Source organism: Alteromonas sp. ABH4_454 (assembly GCF_056311775.1).
The window spans coordinates 2231161-2251832 of record NZ_CM149972.1 but is presented as its reverse complement, the minus strand read 5'-3'; the positions used below and the strand labels follow the sequence as shown (position 1 = coordinate 2251832).

17 protein-coding genes are annotated in these 20672 nt (G+C 37.1%); 8 read left to right on the top strand and 9 right to left on the bottom strand.

From position 1 onward, the window contains the following. Positions 1–906, bottom strand: coding sequence for a glycosyltransferase family 2 protein (locus tag ACYX4W_RS09800; RefSeq protein ID WP_476075403.1), 906 nt, complete (start codon positions 904–906; stop codon positions 1–3). A 286-nt stretch (positions 907–1192) separates the two neighbouring features. On the opposite strand from ACYX4W_RS09800, the gene ACYX4W_RS09795 reads away from it, so the two are divergent. Then, a complete protein-coding gene (locus tag ACYX4W_RS09795; protein WP_476075402.1) occupies positions 1193–2182 on the top strand; it encodes a glycosyltransferase family 2 protein in 990 nt (329 codons plus the stop codon). Between the two features lie 40 nt (positions 2183–2222). On the opposite strand, the gene ACYX4W_RS09790 is transcribed toward ACYX4W_RS09795, so the two are convergent. The 8 genes from ACYX4W_RS09790 to ACYX4W_RS09755 all read right to left on the bottom strand — a co-directional run bounded on the left by ACYX4W_RS09790 (position 2223) and on the right by ACYX4W_RS09755 (position 13210). Continuing rightward, the gene (locus tag ACYX4W_RS09790) at positions 2223–3002 is read right to left on the bottom strand and encodes an O-antigen ligase family protein (RefSeq protein ID WP_476075401.1); all 780 of its coding nucleotides are present in this window, start codon (positions 3000–3002) and stop codon (positions 2223–2225) included. Between the two features lie 541 nt (positions 3003–3543). Next, positions 3544–4524: a UDP-N-acetylmuramate dehydrogenase gene (gene murB, locus ACYX4W_RS09785; protein WP_476075400.1), complete on the bottom strand. Its 981-nt coding sequence runs from the start codon at positions 4522–4524 to the stop codon at positions 3544–3546. Continuing rightward, positions 4524–5801 (bottom strand): UDP-N-acetylglucosamine 1-carboxyvinyltransferase, encoded by a 1278-nt coding sequence (locus ACYX4W_RS09780; protein ID WP_476075399.1) that lies wholly within the window; start codon positions 5799–5801, stop codon positions 4524–4526. The genes murB and ACYX4W_RS09780 overlap by 1 nt, the downstream gene beginning before the upstream one ends. Before the next feature lie 590 nt (positions 5802–6391). After that, the gene (locus ACYX4W_RS09775; protein WP_476075398.1) at positions 6392–8287 is read right to left on the bottom strand and encodes an acyltransferase family protein; all 1896 of its coding nucleotides are present in this window, start codon (positions 8285–8287) and stop codon (positions 6392–6394) included. A 486-nt stretch (positions 8288–8773) separates the two neighbouring features. Then, positions 8774–9397, bottom strand: coding sequence for a hypothetical protein (locus tag ACYX4W_RS09770; RefSeq protein WP_476075397.1), 624 nt, complete (start codon positions 9395–9397; stop codon positions 8774–8776). A 407-nt stretch (positions 9398–9804) separates the two neighbouring features. Continuing rightward, on the bottom strand, positions 9805–10479 hold the full coding sequence (locus ACYX4W_RS09765) for a sulfotransferase family 2 domain-containing protein (RefSeq protein ID WP_476075396.1): 675 nt from the start codon (positions 10477–10479) through the stop codon (positions 9805–9807). A 305-nt stretch (positions 10480–10784) separates the two neighbouring features. Beyond that, entirely contained in the window at positions 10785–11792 is a 1008-nt protein-coding gene (locus tag ACYX4W_RS09760) for an acyltransferase family protein (RefSeq protein ID WP_476075395.1), read from the bottom strand. A gap of 17 nt (positions 11793–11809) precedes the next feature. After that, positions 11810–13210, bottom strand: a complete 1401-nt coding sequence (locus ACYX4W_RS09755) for an undecaprenyl-phosphate glucose phosphotransferase (protein ID WP_476075394.1) — start codon at positions 13208–13210, stop codon at positions 11810–11812. 682 nt (positions 13211–13892) lie between these two features. Here ACYX4W_RS09755 and rfbF point away from each other — a divergent pair. The 7 genes from rfbF to ACYX4W_RS09720 all read left to right on the top strand — a co-directional run bounded on the left by rfbF (position 13893) and on the right by ACYX4W_RS09720 (position 20661). Further along, positions 13893–14672, top strand: coding sequence for a glucose-1-phosphate cytidylyltransferase (rfbF, locus tag ACYX4W_RS09750; protein WP_476075393.1), 780 nt, complete (start codon positions 13893–13895; stop codon positions 14670–14672). Continuing rightward, positions 14673–15785 (top strand): CDP-glucose 4,6-dehydratase, encoded by a 1113-nt coding sequence (gene rfbG / locus ACYX4W_RS09745; protein WP_476075392.1) that lies wholly within the window; start codon positions 14673–14675, stop codon positions 15783–15785. It abuts the gene before it with no gap. Beyond that, entirely contained in the window at positions 15770–16234 is a 465-nt protein-coding gene (locus ACYX4W_RS09740; RefSeq protein WP_476075391.1) for a dTDP-4-dehydrorhamnose 3,5-epimerase, read from the top strand. The genes rfbG and ACYX4W_RS09740 overlap by 16 nt, the downstream gene beginning before the upstream one ends. Then, the gene (locus tag ACYX4W_RS09735) at positions 16231–17106 is read left to right on the top strand and encodes an SDR family oxidoreductase (protein ID WP_476075390.1); all 876 of its coding nucleotides are present in this window, start codon (positions 16231–16233) and stop codon (positions 17104–17106) included. The genes ACYX4W_RS09740 and ACYX4W_RS09735 overlap by 4 nt, the downstream gene beginning before the upstream one ends. Continuing rightward, positions 17091–17852, top strand: coding sequence for a WecB/TagA/CpsF family glycosyltransferase (locus tag ACYX4W_RS09730; RefSeq protein ID WP_476075389.1), 762 nt, complete (start codon positions 17091–17093; stop codon positions 17850–17852). Before ACYX4W_RS09735 ends, ACYX4W_RS09730 begins: the two co-directional genes overlap by 16 nt. 187 nt (positions 17853–18039) lie before the next feature. Next, entirely contained in the window at positions 18040–18720 is a 681-nt protein-coding gene (locus tag ACYX4W_RS09725) for a hypothetical protein (protein WP_476075388.1), read from the top strand. Between the two features lie 282 nt (positions 18721–19002). Next, the gene (locus ACYX4W_RS09720; RefSeq protein WP_476075387.1) at positions 19003–20661 is read left to right on the top strand and encodes a P-loop ATPase, Sll1717 family; all 1659 of its coding nucleotides are present in this window, start codon (positions 19003–19005) and stop codon (positions 20659–20661) included. The last annotated feature ends 11 nt before the right edge of the window (positions 20662–20672 follow it).

Sequence of the window (20672 nt, the reverse complement as noted above, 5' to 3'; positions counted from 1 at the left end):
CTATTTACTAGTAAAAAAAGAAAGGATTAAAGAGGGAATCCAAAATAAAAAATACTTTGACATGATAAAACTTTCCCTCGACTTTTTAAAAGCACTCAATGCGATCGAGTTGTATAAGTTGAAGCATCTATTTCTAAGGGCTTTCTTCAAAAATTCTTCGAAGTTTAAGAGCCAAATAGCTTTCGCCTTTCTCTCAGAAAAGTTTTTCAAGCTCAATAACTCCTCAACTAGCATCTTTCTATATTTTAGGTTTGTCATACCATTAGAGGTTAAGTTAGCATCATGATTCTCTTTATAAACGCATAACATTTCGACAGTTCTAAATCTTCCTTGCAAAGCGAGCTTTGCCCAAAGTAGCCTGTCCTCACCAAATTTTATTTCTGTATTGAACCCACCTGCCAGCCTTACTGAATCAGCACTTGATAAAACGGAAGAGGTCGCATTGATTATGTTCTTAGTAAGTAGTAACTCAAACGCATTATCATTTTTTACAGTGTCATTAATATTTGTTTTGGTGTCGTTCCAGTAAACTTCTGAAAATGTATCGACTAAAACCGTATCTGGATATTTCTCTACCAACCTGCTTTGAAGTAACAATTTGTCACTATTATTCCAAATATCGTCAGCGTCTAAAAAAGCCAGCCAATTACCTTTGGCCCTTTCAATAGCAATATTTCTAGCTTTCGAGGGGCCTCCATTCTTAGTCTCAACTAAAATAATATTGAGTGCAGTAGACTTTATATAGTTTTGTATAACGGCAGAAGTATTGTCTGAAGACCCATCATTAACAATTATTACTTCACTAGGTTGGAGAGTTTGAGCCTTGACTGAGTCTAAAGCTCTAGTAATTGTAGCCGATGCGTTATAAGCAGGTATTATAACCGATACCATGAATTTATCGTTCAAAGCTTTTCCCTCTTAATGAAGCATACAACACGAGTAAAAAATATATTACTTCTATGATAATCTAAACGTAAATAATTTATCTAACTAGCAGTTAACCGTATCACAATTCAGTGCTATTTAATGCTATTTATTGTCTACAACCAATATTTTCACACAATAAAAACATAAATATTACACGCAAAAATGATTTATGCTTATTAACTTCTGTTAGTACCTTGTCTGCTTGAAATTGGTTATAAACTACAACAGAATAGTGATAACAATTTTTTGCTAAAGGAAAATAGTTTTGGGCAGTTCAATAAAAGTCTCAATATGTGTTGCACAATACAATAGAGCAGATCGGATTTCTGAATCAATTGGTTCTTTGTTAGCTCAAGACTTTAGTGATTTTGAAGTCATTGTAGTAAATGATGGAAGCCCAGATAATAAAGTTAGAGAAGAGCTAGAGAAATTAAAGTGCGAAAAGCTAACAATTATTCATCAGAATAACACAGGTTTTGTCGGAGCTATGAGAAGAGCTATCGACAATGCACGCGGAGAATACATAGCTATTCATGGTGCAGGTGACGTATCTTTACCTAACAGGATTCGTACACAATCGGATTTTTTAGATAAACACCAAGATTATAGCTTAGTTTCATGCCATTACACAGATGTCGAAATAGACAACAAGGGAGAAGGAAAGCGAAAGCTATTCGCGCTTACTTCCGGAGACGTGCCAGAGTCTGATTTAACTTATAAACCTACTCCTATTGGGCATGGTGAAGTTATGTATAGAAAATCAGCATATAGCAGTGTTGGTGGATACAGACACTTTTTCAAGTTTGCTCAAGATAAAGACCTCTGGTTACGACTAATAAAAACCGGTAGATTTTTCGTCATTCCAGAAAATTTGTACGAAAGAGGCTTGTTCAAAAATGATGGTATAGCGACCAACCATGAAAAGCTCTATTTACAGAAGGTTTTAATGGCATTTGCGGTCCAGTGCTATGAAATGAGAGAAGCATGTGGAAAAGATCTTTTAGACGTTTATGGAATTCAAGCCGGGCTGTTAAGAAAACCGAGTAGAAAGGTATCCGACTTTTGTTTCCTAACATCACTTCGCCTATATATGAACGACAATATCGAAGATGCGAATACGTTTATAGAACGTTCACTGATAGAGAACAAAAACGTAAAAAACTTACTAATGAATACAATAATTAAACTTTCTGCTATTCAAGCCATCAAGGTTCCGTTGATCTATACCTTGAGAAAAATTAGGCAACTTAAATAACACATGGTTAGTAAGAGATAGTATTTATTTTTTAAAAGTGTTATTTTTTAATAACACTTTTTAGATAATGATATTCATTTATTGCTATAAAATAAGCTAAGGAAAATATAACCATATCCATACTGTTATGGTTAAAAATCACAAATCCCGCATAATTAGATATCGACTGAATAATTACAACAGGCAAGGTGAATAAAGCAAATTTACCACCTTTCACATAATTCGAAACTGATATAACTGTAAAGTTAATAAGAAAAATAAATTTTAAGTACAGTCCAGTCTTGCCCAGATTTAACAAAGCCTCAAAATAACCACTGTGTGCATTTCCTATAAACCCCCACCTTTCAGAAAATGCAACCGCCTCAGAACTTGCCCAAAATGCACCAAAGCCATAACCCAAGAACGATTTCTCTTCAGTGAAAGGCAATAATAACTCCCATATAATTGTTCTATTAGTCATTCCAGGGTCTCTTCCCATTAAACTAAGTGCATATTCGTAAGAGAAATAAAGAACAATTGAAGCAAAAGATAGTATAAATACAAAAATAACGAACCGCGACAATGACTGGCTAGGATTTTGACCTTTAAATAGTTGGAGTCCTATTACTAAACTTGAACCAATAACTGTCATTGCAAACGCAGAAGCAGATTGAGAAAGTAATATGGCAAGCGTTAAAGTGCATAATATAAAAATATCACTTTTCTTTCTGTATCTGGAAAGGGCTAGCTTGCAACACGATACCATAACCGTAAAGTCGGGCTGCAGCATTTTTATCAAGAAAGATGCCTGACAATCCGTAACCTCTTGACGAGAAGCCAAATGAAAAGCCCTTCCCAGTCACGATAGTATAAGCAATTCCGAGTAACGTAACCCAAAATATAGTATTTAATAGGAAGTTTAGTAATGATTCAGCCGTAAACGATTTTACTAACACGTAGCTTGCTAAAATTAATGTTATAAATGCTATCAGCCTTCTGAATGAAACGAATGGTGCAACAGACCAAACAATAGACAAAATGCAAAAGAGTAAAAAGCATACTAGCAACTTGTTTCTATTGAGAAACTCAGGAACATTAATTCGTGGTAAATACAAAAAGCAAAGGCCACAAACTCCCAAAACTATAACGCCAATTAACTGTCTAACTAAATTCCCTGAAGCAGCTTGTTCTAAAGTATTTTTACCTCCCTGCCCCGTTAAAAAGTCAATAATGCTGAAGTAATACATAAAATAGAGCAGCAGAAAGCAATACAATAGCTTAGCTACAGGTAGTTTCAAAAATTGGGACACTCAATAACCTACTTAAATTCGCTTTAGAAGGACCTATAAATGACGGCTTTATAGTTTCTAACAGACATATTTCTATAAAGAATATGAACTATCAGCTTTAAGATGCGCTTGTACTAGGCCGCCATTTGGATAAACGTATCTAACTTCGCAATCCATCAAAAAATTCGTGCTTTGATACACTTCTCGTCGCGCTAAGGCTATCAAATACAGTACATCATCACTACTAGCACCACCGTTATTCACAATAAAGTTGGCATGTACTGGCGATATTTGTGCGTTTCCTCTCACTCTGCCCTTTAACCCTACTTTTTCTATCGCATAACCAGGTGGGCCGATAATATCGTACATGGCTGGATCCGATAAAAATACTGAGCCACAGTTTGGTAGTTTGCGAGGGAATTTTTTCCTTCGGGAAGAAAGAATTGTTTTTATTTGATTTCGGACTAGTTTTCGCTCGCTTTTTTCTAGCTTTAGCTCTACTCGCGCAACTATTCGCTCGTCATTGGCTTCTTGAAAAGGTGATGTACGGTAAGCAAACTCTAGATCTTCTATGAACACTTTTTCAATTTCTCCACGCTTGTTAATAAGCTCAATTGAAACAGTGTTTTCTAAAATTGAACGCCTGTTGCTGCCACCGTTCATATATACCAACCCGCCAAGGCGCCCTGGAATGCCACATATATGCTCTATTCCTGAAAGCCCATAGGATGATAATCTATAGGTGAACTCAGGAACCCACATGCCGGCTTCACAAACTACGTTAGTACCATCGATTTTTAAATTAGAAAGGTTATTTCCAATTTTAATAACAACACCATCAAAACCAGAAGAATCGAAAAGAAGATTCGAACCATCGCCGACGACCAAAAATGGAACATCAGACTGTGCGTTGCACAACTTTATAGCAAGAGCCAATTCTTTTATGTCATTCGGTTCGACATATAATTTAACTGGCCCTCCTATTTTCCAGTAACTGAACTCGCTTGCAGGCAAATTTTGCCTGCAAGCAAGGGGTATAGTTTCAAGAAAATTTTCTACTAACCCCTTCAGCATTATTCGTCAACCACTTCAATGTTTATGCCTAAACCAGCTAACTTTTTATCAAGCTTGTTGTAACCTCGCAGCGCCATTTCTACATCGTGAACTACTGTCTTGCCTTCAGCACATAGCGCAGCCATAACCAATGCCATGCTGCCACGTAAGTCGGTAGAAATAACCTCGCCCGCTTTAAACTTACCAGGGCCGCGCGTGGTTATTTTTCCTTCTTCAGCTTCAACTACAGGTGTACTAATTAATTTCTGCAACTCATTAGCATACGCAATACGTTTGGGGTACCTGTAATCAAAGATACGCGAATCGCCTTTCGCAATAATCCCCAGTAGCGTGTAAAAGGATTGCATATCAGAGATTATTCCTGGGTGTGCACCACAAGCGAGTTCAAATGGCTGCACTTGCCCATTTATTAAACAATCAGGTGAATAGTATATACTGCTACTGTTACTCAAAAAATCGATTCCAGCTTCTTTCAAATGTAGTAGCGGAACTTGCATCGAATCGAATGGCACATTCTTTATATGTAAAGTACCGCCACTCATTACTGCATATACTAACCAGGTTAATGCTTCAATTCGATCATACATTACTGACTTGATAACACCTTTCAATCTTCCAGATGCTCCTACAACAGTAATGTGGCTATTACCAGTCACTTCAATGTAAGCGCCCATCCGAGTAAGAAAGTCTATTAAATCTTCGATTTCAGGGGTTATATAGGCATTAACTATTTCAGTTTTCCCTTCAGCAATACATGCGCAAATCAATGCGTTCTCTGTACCACCCACGGTTGAAATTGGGAATTTAATAGTTCCGCCTTTGAATTTACTCGCTTTAACTCGAATAAAATCAGGCTCTTCAATAACTTCAGCGCCCAAATCACGCCACACCATCATGTGTAAGTCGTAACCTCGGCTACCTATTTTACAACCACCTGGATAAGGAATGAGTGCCTCACCACTATTTTTTATCTGACTTGCGACAAGCAAATATGTGGTTCGAATAGGGTAATCGTATGTATCTAATTCGGTACAACGTATATTAGAAGAATTAATAGTCAGTGACTCTTTACCTTCATCAACAACTATGTCGGCACCAACATTTTCTAAAAATCGAATTTTATGTCTAGCATCAACAAGTTCAGTAGGGAAATTATTTAAAACAACTTCTCCATCCGAAATACAGGCTGCAGCTAATAAACGGGTTGCAGAGTTCTTCGCTCCACTTACCACAACTGTCCCAACAGGTGTTTTACCACCTTCAATAATTGCTTTCATCCTTAATCCTTAAAGCTATTTTTTGACAACTCACGCTGTTAATTTAACGCAAAAAACTGAATCGTGTTCATGTGATTATGGCTTTAAACGCGGTAACGTTTTTTTTAATCGTTCGCAACACTAAATATAATCACTTTAAGCAAAATCCGCGCCCGATAAGTAGATGTAAATACAGTTTTTAATGAGGTACACTAAAAATCTTCATTAAAGCCACTATTATGAGAATTAGTTACCAAAGTTTAAGTGCTGCGTGCTTGCTACATCTAGTAGCGTGATTGTAGACTATCCCTTACCAGAAACTGATTTAATAGACGTAAAACCAGGACAAACAGCAAACGTACATCAACTGCTACGTGTGGTCGTATTGAAGCGTAGTATTATTACAACTAAATTATAGCTTACAATAAATATAAAGAAAAAGTTATCAGCTCTACAATCGCGCTTGCATCTCGTAATTCATTTACCGGTGAAGGCGTATCTAGAAAACTCTAATTCAGCACTGTTTCATTAATGGGGAGTTGACTTTACTACACATAATTATAAAGTAATCGAGTGATTAGAGAAGTCTGGTCGATTCACTTCTAGTCTTTTCACTGTTCTTCTAGGATTTTTGATGATATTAACTTCGCTCCAAGAACTGATGGGTGGTCATCATCGAAATAAAGGGGGACTCCGTCCCTAACAGCGTAGCATGTAGTGGTGTCGCAAAATATGTCTTCAACATATATGATTTCAACATTTGGTAAGAAGTCCTGACTAGATAAAAACTTAAGAAAACGGAAGTTTCTATCATAGTAAAAGTCTAAACTTGTGCCATAGACATTTTCAATGCTACGCCCACGTTTGTACTCAATGCCAAGCAATGTTTTGATGTGCCTTGGGATTTCGGGAATTGGTGCAACTATAATAACTTTGTCTTTGGTCATTGATAATTCGACAATAATGTTTCTAAAATTATCCAATAGCAATTTAGTATACTCTTCTGAAACTACCTGTGTTTTTCCAGAATTTTGGTGGTCATAAATATCGACACCAGTAATGTACCTGGTCAATCGATGTGTTATTACAACATTGGAAATTTCTTGATGATTTATAAGGTACTCCACAGTGTCATTATACCAGCGACTACACTTGCTGAATTCATCATTAGACTTATAAGAGGGCTTACAAGCAGAAAATGTGAATTGCTGAACACCGAACTCTTTACCTATCGCACCACTTAAAGCAAAGGCTATCTCTGTCCCATGACTGTCACCTAAAATAGCCCAGTTAACTTTCTTCTTATTTCCTAAAATACAACTGCTCTCTGGGTTAACATATGTCTGAAGATGACACTTGTCACGAACAGGACTTTCTCTGGTCTCACTTAAAATTGAGCGGAACTCTTTAGATGTGCTTTTTATTAGTCCGTCAGTAAAAAAGAAGAAAGAACCAATGACGAAGACCATTGTTAAAAGCCATAGAGAGGTGCTTTTGACAATACTTTGTAGGGATGATTCAAATTTAGCGAGCCTCAACTGCTCGACTGTGGAAAAACTTAAAGCACCCAAAACAAGCGATAATACAAGTCCTAGTGGTAAGAAGACACGTTCAATAGAAAAATAGTAAAAAGATACCACTACTGGCCAATGCCACAAATAAATAGAATATGACCAATTTCCAATCTTTTGAGACAGTTTATTGTTTAGCAAGAGGCTTTTTGAATGATTAACTATTACTAAGTATGTGCCTAATGTAGGTAGCGTAACTGATAAACCAGGCCAATGAGTGCTTTCATTGAAAATAATATATGAGCAAATTATTGCACTTAACCCAACGTAAGTAGCATAGTTGGAAGCCGCATTGGTTCTTTTTATTGATGCGAAATATGCAACACCACCCAATAACATTTCCCATGCTCGTGTTGGAAGCATAAAGTAGGCAAAACTTGGCCACTTGTATGAACTATATAAAGAAAAGAAAAATGAGATACATAGAAATACTATGAGCAATGACTTTAAGTAATTTTTAGGAATAACCTTTGTCAAACATACGATTAGAATTGGATAAATTATATAGAATTGCCATTCTACTGACAGTGACCATGTATGAAGTAACCACTTTTGATTTGATGCGGCGTCAAAATATCCGGACTCTCTTAAATATGTAAAGTTAGAAAAAAAGCCAACAGATGAAATGGCATGCTTCGCTAAAGGCTTTAGGTCGGTTGGTGAGATGAAGAAATAGCCAAATAAAAGAAGAGCAAAGCAAAGTGTTGCAAGCGCTGGCACTATCCTATTTGCCCTTGCAAGATAAAAATCCATTAATGAAAACTTATTTACTTCTAACTTCCCAATAATGGCTGATGTCATTAAAAAACCAGAAATGACAAAAAATACATCAACTCCTGCGAATCCCCCACTCAAAAAGTCTTCGTCAAAGTGGTACAAAACTACAGCTATAACCGCTATCGCCCGTAATCCATTAATATCTTTTCTAAATTTCAAAATTCGCCCGTCAAAATCGAATAACTTGTATTAATTTATTTCAAAACTGCATCTTACAACTTAAGATTCAAATGTTTTTTACCCATCCTCGAATAATATAAATGCGATTTTCATTTAAAAATACAATTTAAATGTAATTAAGTAAACATGATTTAAAGGAATTTCTTTTAATTTCAAATTGACCCAGCTCTCACTTGGCAATTACATTTCTGCCTAGGTGATTCAATGCATTTCAATTTTTTCAAGAGCTATTCACTGAGGACCTGCGAGACTTTTTCACTACAAACTGTATTTTCGAGTACTAAAACCAATAAAACATACTGTGTTATTTAAAGGTAGGGGATTTAGTAGAGCGACCGACAAGCCTTGCACAATGGTTAGAGATTAACTCAGTGGCTTAGATGGGAAAAATAAAAAGCCCAATTTAAAAAAGGGCTTTAACCGAATCATATTACTAATCTAGGTTGTCGAAAATTTTCAAAGCTCCTATTTACGAAAGTACCTTGAAACTAGTAACCCAAAGCCGAGGCAAAAAATAAGCAACGCAGACGGACTATTAACCTGAGCTACACTTTGTAGACTGGTTGACTCACAAAAGCTATTAGACGAACATAGTTCTACATCTAAAAATGAAGCGGAGGTACCAGCCACATTGTCTGCATCGAGAATAAAAACCAATTTGCTAAAAGTACCTGAAAAGAACGAACCAACATCGATAGCGAAATCTACTCGTCCATCGCCAGAAACGTAGTCATAGAATTGATTAGCATTATTTGCTTCTGTTCCACCAATATCAAACAAAGTTGAAGCGGTTACACTCGAATCGTTATCGAAACCGATACCATATAACTCTGCTTGTGGACCAGCGGCTTCAAATGAAAAATACAAAACACTTGTTGCGTCTATTTCAAAAAGGTCGCTGATTGAAACCCAAGTATTTCCATCCAGATCCAACGAAAGTCCAAAGCCGCTTGTCGAAGCCGACCCGTTGACGTCTTGCCCTGCAAATCCGTTAATATTATAATTATCAAAATTAATAAACGCTGCGTTAGTGCTAAGTGAAGCAGCTAAGGTAGCGCAGATAAAAATTGCCTTAATAAACTTCCTCATGATTCCTTCTCTCTATCATGTTTATAAGAAAAATACCAACCTAAAGAAATATAAGCAAAGTTCACGCCAAAAATCATAACACCTTTTAATACAAGAGGTTAGTAAAAACGACTAATGGCATGGACTGCCTAAAAAAAAACAATGTAAAATTTTTTGACACTACAATTGTAACTCATATAAGCAAATAAGTAAGGCATATATCGTCTACCTTGGTGTCGGCTTCATGCTGTTTGATTGCATAGATGATATGCTCTTCGCTTAAACGTTTCTTCATACTGAGATCTCCATTGTCTTCAGTTAGTTGAAGCTTTCATCAATGTCATTGTCTTATTTTTGAGAAAAGATCAGTAGCTATCAGGCCAGTTCTTAGCTATTACAAATACGTTAAACCTAAATTGACTTCAATTTCATCCATAATTATAACCAAAACGTTCAAAATCTTCTGCATAAAACCTATTAATAAACTCTATTGTTCGGTCTTCAATTTTCTTCTCTCCTGAAGTCTGGCCTTCAATTTTATGAGGCAAATGAAAATCTTTAATTCCCAGTTTTTTACAGATAAGTTCGTAATCTTTAGAAAGATTTTCGAACTTTCCAATAAAGTCCATGGGAATTTCTCCACTATAATCTTTTAACCAATAAGTTTGTGGTCTTAAAAATCCTTTTCCCGCAAACTTTCGCATAAATTGATCAAATGAATCATTAGGGTCTATCCCATAGTTCTTTTGGTGAATTGGATCTCTTAATGCATTTTTGTACCAAGAATAAGCCCTTTCAACGGGGTTTCTAACAATTGTAAATTTATAGTAAGAGTTATATTCTTCTTCGGAGGGCATAACACTATTTTCAGGATTTGCGTGCTTTCTATATTGCTCTCTTATACGACGAATAAAATCTTTTAAGTTTTCTGGATGAAAAAGTTCTGAGACTTTGGGCCCGGGTTGACAAACCATACGAATACTTCTGTGATCCTGACCCGCCCGCCCTTCATGTCCGTCAAAGTGACCTAGAACGTGCTCAATACTGGTGCCAGCACATTTTGGTATATGTATGAATAAACAACGGTATTTATGAGAAATCAATTATATGTTCCTTGAATACTTGAGTACAAAAAGTTATTTATAAGCACTCTTTCGATACTTCTAGCAGTAAGATTTTAATACGCAAATAAAGTTGATTCAGGCTTAAAGTTGTTTTTGTAAGGAGTACTATTATGCCACTTAGTTAAAACTAGCACAAAATACTCACGTTATTTCCGCCACTTTTGCTCGCTACAATAATGTAAAAAAAATTATGCATTTTGACTAATTAGCGTTCAGTATAAAACGCACCTAAAACCACCTAAGTTTAATTAAAAAAATATATATTCAAGCAGATATTTTATATATCATTTAACCTTTAGTAGCTCTGGGCGTCTTATCAAGAAGCTTAAAAACTTTATTTTTCTGATAATTTTCACGGCGGCAATACAGAAAACAATCGAAAATATTGTTCCAAAAATAACAATCAAAGTAGGCTCGTTTCCGAAGCCTAGGATACTCGCGACTTTTCTGCTACCTGCTGCGGGCAAGAAGTGTAGCAAATAAATATATAGACTATAACTACCAATTAGCGTTAAAAGACTGGCGAAACCGTGGGTCTTAATTCTATATAAAAAAGTCATAATACCCCCAGCCCCTAGAGCAGCAAGAATATAATATAGAAGTTCTTTCAGCCATTGCCCGAAGCTTAGTATAAATATTGAAATCGCGATATAAAGAAGGAAACAGGCCACAGGTGTTAGTCTTGGGGAATTTGCAACCCAATTTCGCAACTGCTCAGACTTATAGATTCCAAATAAAAAGAATGGGTAAAACTTTAATAGATTAGCAATAAAATTTGGGAATATTTGTCCGCCGAAAACGATTGAGAATATCGAGAAGAAAAGAGCAAAAGTAATCTGAGTATAAAAATTAACATTTCTAGTTAATCTTGCAACTAAGAAAGCAAACATTAGCGCATAAATAAACCACAAAGTAAAAGATGGACTCCACAGAAAATAGAATACCTCATAGACATCAACTTGATTATTCGTATATTTACCCAAGGCTACTCTACATAGAATACTGATAGTATTCCATAAGATGTAGAAGTATAGAAAGTGTATTACCTTACCATCTATAAATTTTTTTCTTTCACCAAATATTGACTTTTTAGCATAGAACCCCGCAACCAAAAAAAACAAGGGCATCCTTATCGGCGTGGTCAACATATAAACATCAACAACCCATTCGGGAATCCCAATTGCGTTCTTAACGCCTACAAAAACGTGATGAAACACAACTAATGAGATTGTGAATCCTTTCACTGCGTCAACCCAAGTTTCTCTTGCTTTACTACTCGCTGCCGTTTCCAAGCTATTTCCTATCAGCATTAATATGCATTCTTACCCACAAACCCTTTAAATACCGTCATAAAAACGATCTTGAAATCTAGCCAAAGCGACCAGTTTTTAATGTAATCAAGGTCGTACTGAACGCGCATTTTCATTTTATCTACTGTATCTGTTTCACCGCGCCAGCCATTAATTTGTGCCCAACCAGTAATACCAGGCTTAATACGATGGCGTAGCATATAATACTCTACTTTTTTTCGGTACATTTCATTATGCGCAACGGCATGAGGTCTTGGCCCTACAACAGACATGCTGCCCTGCAGTACGTTGATAAACTGTGGCAACTCATCTAACGATGTTCTGCGTAAAAATGCGCCTACAGGCGTTATACGCGCGTCATTTTTGCTTGCCTGCGTCACTTTATCGCCGTCCTCAGTAACGGTCATGCTTCTAAACTTCCACACTTTGATTTTTTTGCCGTCCATACCATAGCGGTTTTGCTTAAATATAACTGGGCCTTTAGAGGTTAGTTTAACGGCCGCAGCTATAACAAGCATAGGTAATGCAATGATGGTAAGAATAATACTTGCTAAAATAATGTCTTCAACACGTTTAAGGAAGTTCATTGCACCCTTCATTGGCGAGTCGAACACACTTACAGTTTGCAGTTCACCCACGTTACAGATTCTTGAGTGAAGAAGATTGTATACAAAGAAATTGGGTACAAGATGCACTTGCGCCGGCGTATCGCCAAGAGCCTGCAGAATTTTTTCAATACGTTTGTTTGCTGTCATAGGCAGGGTAATGAAAACCGTATCAACTTTACCAGTGAGTACATCGTGATAAACTTGATTGATTGCTCCTAATAACTGTGAACCTTCAGGCACTACGGTTCTATCAGCGTCTCTATCATCATACACGCCAACAACGTTATAACCCGCTTCTGGCGTTCTTCTAATTTCGTTTGTTAGCTCTAAGCCCGTTTCATTTGCGCCTATAATGCCAACGTACCTTGTATTTCTGCCATTTCGACGTACAGCAAATAGAAAGTATCTAAGGGCCACACGCCACGTACACGACACTAACCAACTTGACGCGAACCACAAAGCTATAGCTAGTCTGGAATAATCTTCTGATGATTTTGAGATGAACATCCAGCCTACAACCGCTCCCATCATCAGCAAGTGGCTTATGCTGGCTACGAATAAAATTTCTTTCATAGAACCCGCGCGCCATGAACGGTAAAGCCAAAGCATCTCGGCACTAAACAAATACGCTAAGCATGCAATAAGGCTAATAAGGTAGTACTGCTGTGATACAACAACCCCGTATACTTCTGCGGAAATAAGCAAGCATAGCTGAATGGCTAACAGATCAAAAAACCTATAGAGAACTGCGAACTGATTCACATTATTTCGAACAAAGCCTTTCTTACCCATTAGAGAATCCTTGATAGCAAAACCAGACAAAAGTGAAATTAAAAACAAATCTAAGACGTGCCATGCAAAATACGCGCCTTATACTAAAGACTTAATAACTTTATTCACGCCTAGATGACTAGAAGCCGCTGGCATTGTTACAGCGTGGATATAATAAATTTACATTCATGGTTTTGAATATTTTGCGATACAGTGAAATTGACAAGGCAAGTTTATAGATGAAAATTATTACCGTTCGATTACGTAGCGCTTAACGCTTAATATTTAAAGGTTTTGAACTAAAGGTGTATCTTTAAATCCAATAATTCTCTGTTAAAACGTGCTGATGGCAAGTAAAAATAATAATAAGTTGTGGAAGTGGGATTACTGAGAAATATAAAAAATAGCAACCAGACCAAACATTTACGTTACAAATCGTTCACAACACCAACTACTTATTACCATTCGCTGAAAGCCATACAATGCCTCTAATCACCAAACTGCAAAATTAATTGACACTTTTAGCCGACACTTTCGAATTACTAAGTGAATTTTAAAGGGCAAAGGGTCTAACTTGGTGCAAACGAGTTTTGTGGTGCTGTAAAAGAAGCGCATAAAATGTTTTTGTTGACGATTGGCTTGAGACTGGCGATTCTAAAAAAGATATATAGAAATTGCCTTATTGAGAGTAAGAAGGAAGCGTATGAAAGCAATAATATTGGCAGGGGGTCGTGGCACAAGAATAAGTGAGCAATCGGATATTAAGCCCAAGCCAATGATTGATATTGGTGGGATGCCTATTCTATGGCACATTCTAAAAATGTACTCGGCCCACGGAATAAATGATTTTATCATCTGCTGCGGATACAAGAGCTATATCATCAAAGAATATTTTGCGAACTATTTTTTGCATATGTCTGATGTAACATTTGATATTGCTAACAACTCAATGGAAGTCCATCGAGGGCGCGCAGAAAACTGGAAAGTTACTCTTGTCGATACAGGTGAAAGTTCAATGACAGGAGGTCGACTAAAGCGAGTTCAAAAGTATATCAACAACGATGAAGCTTTTTGTTTTACCTATGGTGACGGAGTCTCTGACCTAAATATCACAGAGACAATAAACTTTCATAAAGCGCATGGTAAATTGGCAACAGTTACAGCAGTGCAGCCCCCGGGGCGTTTCGGTGCACTGGATGTAACAGGCTCAAACAACGTTACTCAATTTCAAGAAAAACCCGTCGGAGATGGATCGTTCATCAATGGTGGCTTTTTTGTATTGCATCCTAACGTTATTGACCTTATCGATGGAGACGATTGTGTATGGGAGAAAAATCCCCTTCAGTCTCTAGCTCAATCTAACCAATTAATGGCATTTCAGCACAGCGGTTTTTGGCACCCAATGGATACAATGCGAGATAATATTAAGCTAAATGAGCTTTGGAATTCCGGAGAAGCACCATGGAAGACTTGGAGAGACTAAATGAGTATCGAAGTATTTAACGGTAAAAGGGTATTAATTACCGGCCACACTGGGTTTAAAGGCACTTGGCTAACCACTTGGTTGCATTCAGTCGGAGCAAAAATATGTGGAATTTCCAAAGACATCCCTACCTCCCCTTCAATGTTCGAAATACTTAACCTCGAGAAAGACATTGAACATCACCAGTTCGATATTTGTGAAACTGAACGCTTGAATGGGGTGATTAGAACGTTTAACCCCGATTTTATATTCCATTTAGCTGCTCAAGCATTAGTCTCCGTATCATATGAAGACCCTTTAGACACGATAAAAACTAACGTCTTAGGAACAGCCAGCATTTTACAATGCCTGACTGAACTAGAAACCGATTGCACTGCTATTATCATTACATCAGACAAATGCTATGAGAACGTAGAGTGGGAGTGGGGATATAAAGAAACAGATAGGCTTGGTGGAAAAGACATATATAGCGGCTCTAAAGGGGCTGCAGAAGTTATATTACATGCTTACATTGAATCGTTCTTAAAGAATAAGACAAATATAAAAATAGCGAGTGCCCGGGCAGGTAATGTTATAGGTGGCGGGGATTGGGCAAAAGACAGAATCGTACCTGATTGCATTAAAAGTTGGCTAAACAGTGTTCCAGTTACAATTCGATGCCCAGATGCCACCCGACCATGGCAGCATGTGTTAGAGCCATTGAGCGGCTACCTAGCATTAGCAATTGCTTTATCTGAAGACTCGCAGAGCCCATCTAGGTTAAATCATCAAGCTTTTAACTTCGGTCCTAAAAATGAACAAAACAAAACTGTGCTTGAACTTATTAGCGAACTCGCAAATCGATGGGGTATTAAGGACCAAAGCGACGCCTTCTCAATAGTTGATAGAACTCCATTTCATGAGGCAGGGTTACTTAAACTGAACTGCGACAAAGCTATGTTTCACCTTAGCTGGCAACCCAATTTAGAGTATAAAGAATGTATAGACTTTGTGAGCGATTGGTACGTAGAGCATTATCAAAAAGAAAGTAACATGCGAGATTTCACATTGCTGCAAATTATGCGTTATCAAGAATATGCAAATAAAAGAGCAATAGCATGGGCGCAAAAATAAAAGAAATAGATTATCAAGAACTCAATCACCCACTTAAAGAATGGGTTTTTATTTCCTCCGAAAAAATTATTGAGAATGAAAAAGGAAATATTAGGCACATTGTAAAAGCCTCTAGTACCGCTTTTACAACTTTTGGTGAAGCGTATTTTACAGAGATTAACTTCAACGAACGTAAAGGGTGGAAAAAGCATCTAAGGATGACGCTTAATCTCGTTACTTGTTCCGGTGAAGTTTTATTTTACTTTGTTCATCCACAGAGTGGCGAAATATTCAAAATAGTGGTTTCATCAAAAAATAACATAAGGCTGACGGTTAAGCCGGGAATTTGGTTTTGTTTTGAGGGCGTCGGTATTAGCTCAAACCTTGTGCTTAACATTGCCTCAATTGCCCACGACCCTTCTGAATCGGAAAACCGACCATTAGAATTTTATTTTGGGGAACAAGAATGAACGTGTACCTTTCAGGGGCAAACGGTCTTTTGGGCAGCGCGTTCTGCCAAAATGCCTATAAATACGGGCATGAAGTCTTTGCCTTGAAACAAGAAGAATACAATCATACCGTATCTTTAAATGACCTAAAATCGAGGTTGAGCAAGTACACTGATGCTGTATTTATTCATTGCGCAGCGAATACTAATATGGACGAATGTGAGAGCTTTCCTGATATTTGCCTAAGAGATAATGTTTTAAATACTACTCGTTTAGCCCATACGTGTCGGTTATTTAATATCCCTTTTATTTTCATTAGCAGTACAGGTGTATATGGCGAGCATGGCAATACTCCCTACAACGAATACGACTTAACGATGCCGACGAATGTGCATCATATGAGTAAATTGGCGGGAGAAAAAGAAGCTTTAGCCAACAATACTAACGCACTTATTTTAAGAACTGGTTGGCTTTTCGGCGGAAGTATATCCGCGAATAGAAACTTCGTAGCCAAAAGAATTCAAGAAGCTAACAATCTAGAAGATAAGGTGATGTATAGTGACCCTTTCCAAAAGGGTAATCCAACATACGTAGATGACTTGGTAACAATGGCCTTTGAACTTATCAGAGAAAAGGCAGTAGGTATTTTTAACGCAGTTAATTCGGGAACTGCGACTAGATTCGAGTACGTAAAAGAAATTATGCGGATATATGACGAAACAATAACCGTAATGCCTACAGAAAAAAAATTCGATAGGAAAGTAAAGGTTTCTCATAACGAAGCGGCAGTTAATAGTAAAATTCAAATGTTTACTAACTCACCTATCCCCCACTGGAAAGTAAGCTTGTCTAAATACATCAACGACAATAGAAAAGCATGGACAGAGATATAAACACCACGATAGTTGCAGGGCTACCTATTGTTACTGCATCAAGACAAGAGTTTGTCAAAATTATTGAAGAAGTATGTACGGGGGCAAATAAATCTAGCTCACCTTTTATCGTATTCGAAGCGAATGGTCATGGGATTAGTATGAGCATTCTAGATAAAAATTTTTTATTTCTGTTGAGCCAAGCATCTGCAATAGTCGCTGATGGCCAAAGCGTTGTCATTGGCTCAAAGCTTTTCTCTTCTTCGAAAATATCAGAGCGTATAGCGATAACAGATTTAATTACCGACATCCCTACTCTTAGCGATAAACCATTGAAACACTTCTTGCTAGGAGGCGGCGACCGCATTGCCGCAGACTGTGGCGACATTCTTCAGAAGCGTCATGCTAACTTCTTACTTAGTGGCACACACAAAGGTCATTTTACGGCAGCGGATAGTAAACGAATAATTTCCTATATAAACGACAATAATCCCGATGTTTTATGGGTTGGACTAGGCAAACCAACAGAACAGCAGTGGGTAATTGAAAATCGACATGAGATACACGCCAAGGTAATCATAACATGTGGTGGTTGCTTCAATTACGTCACTGGAGTTTATGGTAGAGCTCCAAAATGGATGCAAAGTCTCGGTCTAGAATGGCTTTTCAGGCTAGCTGAGGATCCTAAAAAATTGTTTTGGAGATATATGACAACCAACCCACTTGCATTATATGCTATGGTTTTTTTCAGGCGTTCACGCTTTTGAGAAAAAATTCGATTCCAATATCTTAATTTGAAGCATAGTAGTACTTAAAAATAGATTCTAAATAAACTTAAATTATAACTGAATCAGGCCTATCTGATTTAACACTGACTTGATTATAAAGTCCCACTAGATATTTGAATTAGTCTATTTGTGTGCGGATTCCATTGACGGTATAGGACACATTACTATGAAATTTAAAGGTTTTTCCTACTCTCTAATCATTGTTATCACAGTGAGCCTTTTTTCAGGAAATGCTCTCGCTGCAGTTATAAACAAGTATAATTTTTCCTACGACCCCGTTTCAAATTTAGTCGAGGGCAATGGGCTATATTGGATGCGTTGGGATGAATCAATTGGGCTTTCAATTGATAGCGCATTAGCTCAGTTCTCTATTGATGGTTGGCGTGTCGCCACGTCCAAAGAAATGATAGATATGTACAATGTTTTCATACCTTCATTTGACTGGAGTGTAGCTTTAAATGAAAACTCCAGCCGTGGGGAATACATTAGCGTAGATGAATATCGTGACTTAACTAGCATTTTTGGGTCAAGCCTCGATGCATTTGGAGGTATTTCAGATGTTTTGTTTGGAGATGATAATGATTCAGATGGATTCTATCGAATTGCTTATGCGCAATACTCAGATTTGATTCCGGTTGCAGGGATCGGAGCTGATGATTCACGGTTTACTTCCGGTTACTCCAATTCTAGCTATAGTGTTCAACTAGTTAAAACCATTTCAGTACCAGAGCCTTTAAATACCTTATGGATAGTTTTTTTCTTCTTCGTCGGTATAACAATAAGCTTAAAAGAGAAACAGAAAATCCCCTTCCTAATAAGTTACGTTGGCAAAATATCGCCCCATTGATCTCTAACGCATGATGTTCAGCAACTCACTTTTTTCAACCAACGGCACCACAACTTAACTCGGATTACTTCACGACGTTAAGCGAACATTTGAATGCGATTACATGGTTTTCAATACCTTTCTATAAGAAAGGCGTTTATTGCTTTAGTGAGTTATACAAGACAGAGCAAGAACTAAAGTTTGTGTATTTCAGCCATAGATGTATATTATTTATACAGCGAGCTATTCACTAGCTTGCGAAAAACCACAAGTTAGTGACTAAAGTTAGTTTAAGGAAGAACTATGAGAATTAGGTTTTCTAAAGAAATATCTGAATTAGAAGAAAAAGAAATCAAATATATTTGGCAAAAACCGGACATTTACGAAGGACTAAAAACTGACGATATATGGTTAATTTATGGCAGAAAAGGAAGCGGGAAGTCCACAATTGTCGATTATTTAGAAAAACAAAATCACGATAGAAAAGTGGTAATTATAAGGCCAGAAGAAGATGATATTTTCAAGGAGGCTATGACTACAATATTAGCAGATTTGTCTATTAACGCGATAAAAGACGAACGCTTGATTGAAGAGGGAGTGATTTCTACATTAGAATTTTTGTTTTTAACCAAAGCTGCGGATGCAATCCTTCCTGACATAGAAAAAAAGTTTTTACGCCCAGGTTCCGACCTCGAAAAAATGTACAATTTCTTTGTTGCTAATCAGATGAGCCGAGGCTCTATTATCAGTCGAGCAATTGATATAGTTTGTGAGATTAGTGATTCAGAGAAGATGAGCATAATCCCTAACTTCGCAAGGCTTTTAAACAAAAAAGTAGGAAGTGTAACTTTTAAAGACTTTAAGCAAGCTCTTTTTGGATACTTGAAAAGTGAAGACACAAAATTATTGATTTGTCTTGATGATATAGACGGTATTGGATTTTCTTTTTCACCATCTGATAGGCTTTTCGTAGATTCAATTATTGCGCTTGGTGCCAGAAGTAATATTGCAACCGCTAAAAATCAAAGAAACTTGTCATATTTGATCGCTATCCCAAGTGAGGTGTTTTTTCATTCTAGGTTATATGGTGAAGACTGGGTCGATACTAAAACGGAATGTTTATCATGGGTTGGGGGTCAATCTCTTGTAGAACTGGTAAATAAAAGAATAGCTGTAGAATTCAACATAAAGAAAAAGCAGCCACGTTACGATGGCGATATTTATTCGATCGAATCGGCGAATACATGGGCTTCTCTTTTCCCACCTAGAGTGTATAACAAGTTAGGCAGTACTGAACCGACTTTTTCGTATATTCTTAGACATACATTTTACACTCCTAGACACCTTTTAACTATTATCGATGACTTACTCAAAGATATTGAAGTAAATGAGAAAAAGCTATCGACGATTAAAGGTTATTATGATGAACAAGATTGGTCACGCCATTTTCAAACGATAGTAGAAAATTTCACGTTACAGTCTGAAAAGGTTTTTAGCGATACATTTTCAAAGCTATACGATGGTTTTGAAGAATTACTCGAAAAATTCCAATCAAGACCCAACATTTGGATGCGGGAAATGCTACTTGCGTATTTTAGAGAGAACGAAATATTTGTAGTACGCAAAGATGATAAAGAAATAATTCAGGGAGAGTCACTAGTATATTTACTCCAACGGTTGGGTATGCTTGGGTTGGCAGTACGAAAAGTGACATCAGATAGACCGCCTTACGCCTATAATTTGCGATTTAGCTTTATGGAAAAGCAAGCCAGTAGAAAGCCTTGGGAGATAGCTGTGATTTGCCCTTTATTTTATGATGCGCATAACATACTGCCGTTTAATAACAGTCCAGTTATCCCACACGAACCGCTAATGCTAGGTAGTCAAGATTTTCAAAAACTATCTAGTTACAATCATAAAAATAACGTATTTTTGCACAAGGGACGGGCTTTTAATCGCTAATTTACATAGCC

Bases quoted from the DNA above. Each gene is read 5' to 3' on its own strand.
- ACYX4W_RS09770 (WP_476075397.1), bottom strand. From the start codon at position 9,397: ATGAGGAAGTTTATTAAGGCAATTTTTATCTGCGCTACCTTAGCTGCT.
- ACYX4W_RS09755 (WP_476075394.1), bottom strand. From the start codon at position 13,210: ATGGGTAAGAAAGGCTTTGTTCGAAATAATGTGAATCAGTTCGCAGTT.
- ACYX4W_RS09730 (WP_476075389.1), top strand. From the start codon at position 17,091: ATGGACAGAGATATAAACACCACGATAGTTGCAGGGCTACCTATTGTT.
- rfbG (WP_476075392.1), top strand. From the start codon at position 14,673: ATGAGTATCGAAGTATTTAACGGTAAAAGGGTATTAATTACCGGCCAC.
- rfbF (WP_476075393.1), top strand. From the start codon at position 13,893: ATGAAAGCAATAATATTGGCAGGGGGTCGTGGCACAAGAATAAGTGAG.
- ACYX4W_RS09740 (WP_476075391.1), top strand. From the start codon at position 15,770: ATGGGCGCAAAAATAAAAGAAATAGATTATCAAGAACTCAATCACCCA.
- murB (WP_476075400.1), bottom strand. From the start codon at position 4,524: ATGCTGAAGGGGTTAGTAGAAAATTTTCTTGAAACTATACCCCTTGCT.
- ACYX4W_RS09780 (WP_476075399.1), bottom strand. From the start codon at position 5,801: ATGAAAGCAATTATTGAAGGTGGTAAAACACCTGTTGGGACAGTTGTG.
- ACYX4W_RS09725 (WP_476075388.1), top strand. From the start codon at position 18,040: ATGAAATTTAAAGGTTTTTCCTACTCTCTAATCATTGTTATCACAGTG.
- ACYX4W_RS09735 (WP_476075390.1), top strand. From the start codon at position 16,231: ATGAACGTGTACCTTTCAGGGGCAAACGGTCTTTTGGGCAGCGCGTTC.
- ACYX4W_RS09720 (WP_476075387.1), top strand. From the start codon at position 19,003: ATGAGAATTAGGTTTTCTAAAGAAATATCTGAATTAGAAGAAAAAGAA.